At 57.8% G+C, this 6,204-nt stretch carries 5 protein-coding genes and 3 pseudogenes; 7 read left to right on the top strand and 1 reads right to left on the bottom strand.

All coding sequences use genetic code 11. The annotated features are described in order from the left end of the window. Nucleotides 1–73: 73 nt before the first annotated feature. Nucleotides 74–271 (bottom strand): annotated as a pseudogene (locus HFO71_RS35630) (NmrA/HSCARG family protein); the annotation flags it as partial. A 310-nt stretch (nt 272–581) separates the two neighbouring features. Between HFO71_RS35630 and HFO71_RS35625 the strand changes: the two are divergent. From HFO71_RS35625 to HFO71_RS36165, 7 genes and pseudogenes are all read left to right on the top strand, one after another. Further along, on the top strand, nt 582–1,028 hold the full coding sequence (locus HFO71_RS35625; protein ID WP_221989122.1) for a GNAT family N-acetyltransferase: 447 nt from the start codon (nt 582–584) through the stop codon (nt 1,026–1,028). A 96-nt stretch (nt 1,029–1,124) separates the two neighbouring features. Then, nucleotides 1,125–1,763 (top strand): annotated as a pseudogene (locus HFO71_RS35620) (helix-hairpin-helix domain-containing protein); the annotation flags it as partial. 306 nt (nt 1,764–2,069) lie between these two features. Further along, nucleotides 2,070–2,774 carry a carbonic anhydrase gene (locus HFO71_RS35615; RefSeq protein WP_077977035.1) on the top strand — a complete coding sequence of 235 codons (705 nt, stop codon included), beginning with the start codon at nt 2,070–2,072 and terminating at the stop codon, nt 2,772–2,774. Between the two features lie 4 nt (nt 2,775–2,778). Further along, on the top strand, nt 2,779–4,305 hold the full coding sequence (locus HFO71_RS35610; protein WP_221989119.1) for a SulP family inorganic anion transporter: 1,527 nt from the start codon (nt 2,779–2,781) through the stop codon (nt 4,303–4,305). Nucleotides 4,306–4,851: 546 nt separating this feature from the next. Further along, nucleotides 4,852–5,160 carry a type II toxin-antitoxin system TacA family antitoxin gene (locus HFO71_RS35605; RefSeq protein ID WP_003563077.1) on the top strand — a complete coding sequence of 103 codons (309 nt, stop codon included), beginning with the start codon at nt 4,852–4,854 and terminating at the stop codon, nt 5,158–5,160. Beyond that, nucleotides 5,160–5,702, top strand: coding sequence for a GNAT family N-acetyltransferase (locus HFO71_RS35600; RefSeq protein WP_077976711.1), 543 nt, complete (start codon nt 5,160–5,162; stop codon nt 5,700–5,702). Before HFO71_RS35605 ends, HFO71_RS35600 begins: the two co-directional genes overlap by 1 nt. Before the next feature lie 376 nt (nt 5,703–6,078). After that, a pseudogene (locus tag HFO71_RS36165) lies at nt 6,079–6,204 on the top strand (Fic family protein); the annotation flags it as partial.

The raw sequence follows: 6,204 nt of genomic DNA, 5'->3' as shown, positions 1-6,204 counted from the left end.
GCCAGCCTGTGCCATTTCGACGTCGACAACTGCGTGACCGTATTCCGGCGGTTGTCGGCCCCGGCGGACTGGTTCAAAGGCCGAACTGCTTCCTGTCGCCGCGCCAGTCGGACGACTTCAGAAACTGCTCCCAGGAAAGCGTCTCCGGATTCAAGCGGCGGCTCCATTCCAGATCGTGTTCCTTGTCGAAGTAGCCGTACTCGACCGCAAATTCGACCATGCCGATCAGTTCATCGACAAGAAGCTCATTGGCGCCGAATGCCGGAAAGTATTGTCGCTTATCACTGAATCGAATGCGGGGTCTTTCGCTGTCAACGACTGCGCGCCTTCGCAGCCACGCTGAGCCTCCAACCTCCCGCTACGTCATTGCCCTGTCTCCGACCCGTCCTATCTCTTGCGCGGGACGGTCAGCGAGAGAGGACGCGCATGCCGATAGACAATGCGAGATCGGCTCCGATGCAGCCGGGTGTATCTGTGGAGGAGCTGAAGGCGGCTTTGGGGACGAGCTGGAAGGAGCCGAGCCTACAGGCGGAAGGCCATCTCAATATCTTCACGCACGACAGTGAAGTATCGAGGTTGAAATGACCATCTCCATTCGAGTCGGTAAAAAAACCGACGCCGAGGCGGCCATCGCGATCCTGCGCCAGTCTATAACGCAATTGTGCAGCGCTGATCACCACGACGATGACGCTGAGATTGCGATTTGGCTCTCCAATAAGACTGCCGGGTCCTGGGCAGCATGGATCAATTGCGATGATGCCACAGTTCTAGTCGCAGAACTTGCGGGCAACATTGTCGGGGTCGGCATGGTGGATGCACAGGGTGAAATCCTGCTCAATTATGCTCACCCCGACGCACGCTTCAAGGGAATAAGCAAAGCGATCTTGCTCGCGCTGGAGGCCCAGGCCCGCGCGCGCGGGATAAAGATGTGTGTCTTGGAAAGCACCCAAACCGCCAAGACGTTTTACGAGGCTAGAGGATACCAGGCAGCGGCGGGCAGCCCCCTTCACCTTTCCAAACGGCTGTAACCTGCGTTGGGGTCGAGAGGCGCGCGCTGGGAACCGCTCGTTCCGGGTCCGTCTGGGCCAGTGCAGGATTTTTATCGGACCGGAGGACCGACTTGCGAAGGCAAGGAGGCAGTCGAATATCCGACTCCCGAGCTTGAGGCGGTGCTCGGCAAGACGCTGGGCGTGCCGCTGTTTCAGGAGTCGGCGATGCGGGTGGCGATGGTCTGCGCCGGCTTTACCGGCGGCGAGGCCGACCAGCTGCGCAAGTCGATGGCGACCTTCAAGTTCACCGGCGGCGTCTCGCGGTTCAAGGACAAGCTCGTCTCCGGCATGGTGAGAAACGGCTACACGCCGGAATTCGCCGAAAAGACCTTCTCCCAGCTCGAAGGCTTTGGTTCCTATGGTTTTCCGGAGAGCCATGCAGCCTCGTTCGCGCTGATCGCCTATGCGTCGAGCTACATCAAATGCCATTATCCGGAAGCCTTCTGCGCGGCGCTGATCAATTCGCAGCCCATGGGTTTTTACGCGCCGGCGCAGATCGTCGGCGACGCGAGAGCCCACGGCGTCGAGGTGCGGCCGGTCTGCATCAATCGGTCCCGTTGGGACTGCACGCTGGAGCGGATCGGCAATTCTGGCCGCCACGCCGTACGGCTCGGTTTCCGGCAGGTGAAAGGACTGGCGGTCGCTGACGCGGCGCGCATCGTCGCGGCACGCATGGACAATGCCTTTGCCTCGGTTGACGATATGTGGCGACGATGTCGAGCTTGCTGTGCGCTCGGTCAGAGCCTTCTGGACGAAGAATGCAGTTCGACCTGGTGAGCCAACGGCCAGTCGTTCAGGCCACTTGCCGAACTCCATGTTTGCCAGCGCGATCACGAAATTGGGCGATATCAGCGGCAACTGCAGATCACATTTGTTCAAATAATGTTGCGATGCAATATGCTCCGCGGCTCTTCTTTTGCTCTCGTCTTGTCCTTTATTGTGCACGTGCGAACAGATCGCTTCTGCAACCCGCCGGACGAGACAATCCTCCCACTGTCCGGCCAGAAAGAGGATCCGAATATGGGTGATCTCCTGAAAGGTATCTCCAGTTTTCGCGGCGCCGTGTTCCCGACCCATTCCGCGCTTTACCGCAAACTCGCGCGCGAAGGCCAGCAGCCACATGCCCTGATGATATCTTGTGCCGACAGCCGCGTGATGCCGGAAACCATAACGCAGTCCGGACCCGGCGATCTCTTCGTCTGCCGCAATGCCGGCAATATCGTTCCCCCCTTCTCGACCCTCAATGGTGGGGTCTCTTCCGCAATCGAATATGCCATCCTGGCGCTCGGCGTCAGCGACATTGTTGTCTGCGGTCACTCCGATTGCGGGGCGATGAAAGGGCTGTGCCTCCCACAAATGCTGGAACCAATGCCGAATGTAGCAGCCTGGCTGCGGCACAGCCACGCCGCTTATTCGATTGTTTGCCAGGCCTATCCCGACGATCTTTCCGACGCTGAGCGTGTACGTGCGGTAGCGATGGAAAATGTGGTCGTACAGATTGACCACCTGAAGACCCATCCATCAGTGGCGGCAAAGCTCGCGACCAGCGAAATCACACTCCACGGCTGGTTCTTCGATATCGAGACGGGTGAGGTCCAGGTCTATGACGGGGTTCTGGCCAGGTTTACGGAGGTACAGGAGGGGGAGCCGCTGCCGGTCGCCTTCACAGGACGAGGCCATCCGCATGTCATGCCGCGGATTGCCGCAGCGCTTGCAGGGGAGTAGTGCCATGACAAACACCGGCCCTGTTTCACGCGACCTCGCTTCGTCTCTCGTGGTTTTCCTTGTTGCTATTCCGCTCTGCCTGGGCATTGCAATCGCATCGGGGGTGCCCGCGGCCATGGGGCTGATCTCCGGTATCGTAGGAGGGCTGGTCGTGGGCGTGCTGGCAGGCTCACCTCTTCAGGTCTCCGGGCCTGCCGCCGGTCTTGCCGTGATCGTCTTCGGCTTCGTCGAACAGCATGGCATTGCCATGCTCGGTCCTGTGCTGCTCGTTGTCGGACTTCTGCAGATCGTGGCGGGTTTCCTGAGAATCGGCTCCTGGTTCAGAGCGATTTCTCCGGCGGTGGTTCATGGGATGCTGGCCGGCATCGGCATTTTGATCATCCTGGGACAGATCCATGTTCTCATGGGTGCCAAGCCCGCAGCAGGCGGCATAGAGAACGTCACCGCCATCGACGAGAGCGTCAGCCGGTTAACGGGCACCAATGTCACCAACGAGGCCGTCGCACTGTTGGTCGGCCTCATCGCTCTTCTTGCGATGGTGTGTTGGGAGAAATTCCGCCCGAAATCACTGTCGCTGGTCCCGGGAGCTCTTGTCGGTGTTGCTGCCGCTACAATCTTGACAATCAGGCTTGAACTCCCGATCGCCCGCGTGGACGTGCCCGCCTCTCTAGTTGACAGCATATCCTTTCCGACGGCCGGGAATTTCGCCCAGCTTGTGCAGCCGGGCATTATTTTAATGACGTTGATGATTGCCGTCATTGCAAGCGCCGAAACGCTTCTTTCCGCGGCCGCCGTCGACCGAATGCACGATGGAGAACGTACCCGCTTCAACAAGGAACTATTCGCCCAAGGCGTCGGTAACGGCCTTTGTGGATTGCTCGGGGCATTGCCGATCACGGGTGTCATTGTTCGATCATCGGCCAATATCCAGGCTGGAGCTCGCACGCGCACCTCGGCAATATTACATGGCGTTTGGATCCTGGCGTTGGTGGCGCTTTTACCGGGCGTGTTGGGAATGGTGCCGTTGACGGCGCTTGCCGCCGTCCTGCTCGTCACTGGCTGGAGGCTGATCAGTCTCCACCATGTGCGTCACTTGTTCGAGCACCATGGTCTCGTACCGGTCGGAATATGGGCAGTGACGGTGGCCATGGTCGTCCTGCAGGATTTGCTGGTCGGCGTGGCGCTCGGCCTTGCGCTGTCGATTCTGGAAATTCTCCCCTATCTGCGTCGAAAGCTTGTGATCAGGCATGCTGAGGTCGATAACGAAATCCATGTCCGTTTGCGCGGAGCGGTCACCTGCAAAGACGTGCCGGCGATACTCAGCACGTTCGAAGGGCTACCCGACGGCCGTAAAGTCAATATCATCGGCAAACACCTGTTTTACATTGATCACACCAGCGCTGAGACCATCAGCGAATGGCTTAGGCGCGAGACGAAATCCGGCCGAAACATCGAGATCCATCCGCCTCGGGCGGCACGGCATCCCCGCCTGAAGCCGCTGTTTGCGCGGTTTTCTGCCGAAGTTGCATGACGTTTGCGGGAGGGCGATCCGTTGCCCTCCCTGTCTCATTGCGCTGAGCTGTAAAGTCAATTCGGTCGGATCGGTCTCTTCGACATGGACGACGTCTCCGAGACGCTCTTGGAAGTGAAGCGGCGTGCTGCGACACTCGTCGCCGTGGCAAGGCCAGCAACCGCAAAAACGATTGTACCTTCATACCCTTCAATACAAAATCAGACCCTGGGCTGGCGCAATATCGTCGCTTCACGGCTTATCGTATGCACGGGCCTCTATTCTCGCGATATCGCTGACGACGCTGGCACATGTTGAGTGGGCACCGCTTGCCCAGATGCTCGATATCAATCCGTCCGTTCGTATCGGCTGCCGTAGCGAGGCCAGTCTCGACTAACGATGAGCCGTTGACGTTCGCCTGCCCACATACACGGTGCGCAGGAACTGTTGCGCGACGTTCACTGAACGTACGCACACGCGACGTACGAAGATCCGTATATCAACTTGACGGGTACGTCATTTTGACGTACACATAACCACACAGTTACACCCGAAGAGGAGGCGACTATGCTTGCTTTCAAAGACATGACTGCCGAAATCGATGAACCAAACGACGCACGTATGGGCTTCCGTACGAAGGCGCGCATCAAGACGGCAATTCAACGCGCTGCTGCGCTGTCCGGTGTAGACGACTCCGCTTTCACGATCAACGCTGCTTATCAAGCCGCCATGACGACGATCGCCGTCCATGAACGGACCTTTTTGCAGCCAGCCGATCATGCTGCGTTTTTTGCTGCACTGGACAACCCGCCAGAGCCGACAGATAGACTTAAGGCTGCTTTCAAGCGTCACAGCGAGACTGTCGTTTCAAAATAATGCCGCAAAACGAAGCGCCAAAGCCAATCATCGAGCCGCTCGATCCCCTAAAACATGATCGGGCGGCTTTTTCGTGCGGCATTGAGCAGGTCGACAATTTCTTTCAGAAGACCGCAAACAAGCTTCAGAAGAGCGACAATGTTCGTGTTTTCGTAATGACGCAGGACGCAGGCCCGGTGATGGGCTTCTACGCCATCAACAGCCACGCTGTTGATTATACGGAGCTTCCGAAAAGGTTCGCCCGCGACCGGCCGGGACATGGGTCAATTCCCGCGGCCTACATCTCAATGATCGGTCGCGACTTGAAATTCGCTGGCAGCGGATACGGCGGTGACCTGCTGATCGACTGCTTGACGCGAATAGCGCGTATCTCGGATGACATAGGTACGGCAATCGTCTTGCTCGATGTCCTGGATTGCGGTGATGCAGAGCGGACCGAGAGACGAGTAAAGCTTTACAAGGAATACGGCTTCCAGCCTCTGCCAACAAACGCGATGCGGATGTTCATCCCAATCGCGACGATCAAAAAGATGTTTGACTAAAACCCTGCCGCTCATGGAGTTCTCGGCGGGCCTGTCGTAAGGATTTCGTCATGAGTTTAGAAGGTGAGGTCTCGTCGACCAGGGGTGCAGCGAGACCGACTGCAGCCCAGCTAGGATCGCGAAATCCGGGCGTGCAAGAACCTCATCTTCGAAGACCCGATCAGCGGTAGGTTGAATTCCGGTCATGTCCCACGTCTCTCAAAGAGTTCCATAAATCGCCGTTATCCCACTTGAACCCATGATCAGGTCTGCGGGTCGCATTCATTCAAGGCGCTCGACTGGGCGTACGCTTATTTAAGAGCGCTTACCTTAGCTGCTTCGTTATTTAAGCGAAGGCCCACTTGCTTAAATAGTAGCTGAAAATCATAATCGGCCTATGTCTGATTCCGAGCTAAATCAGCGGTTCGGCCGCTTTGTCGAAACAGCAGTTGCTGGCGAAACCGTGCGGGCATTCGTACCTCCGCCATTGCCGCCTATGCCTGCCATTGATGTGCTTTCACTT

The organism is Rhizobium laguerreae (assembly GCF_019778565.1).
GTDB classification, from domain to species: Bacteria; Pseudomonadota; Alphaproteobacteria; order Rhizobiales; family Rhizobiaceae; genus Rhizobium; species Rhizobium laguerreae.
The sequence above is the reverse complement of the archived record's forward strand: the minus strand, read 5'-3'. Positions and strand labels throughout refer to the sequence as shown.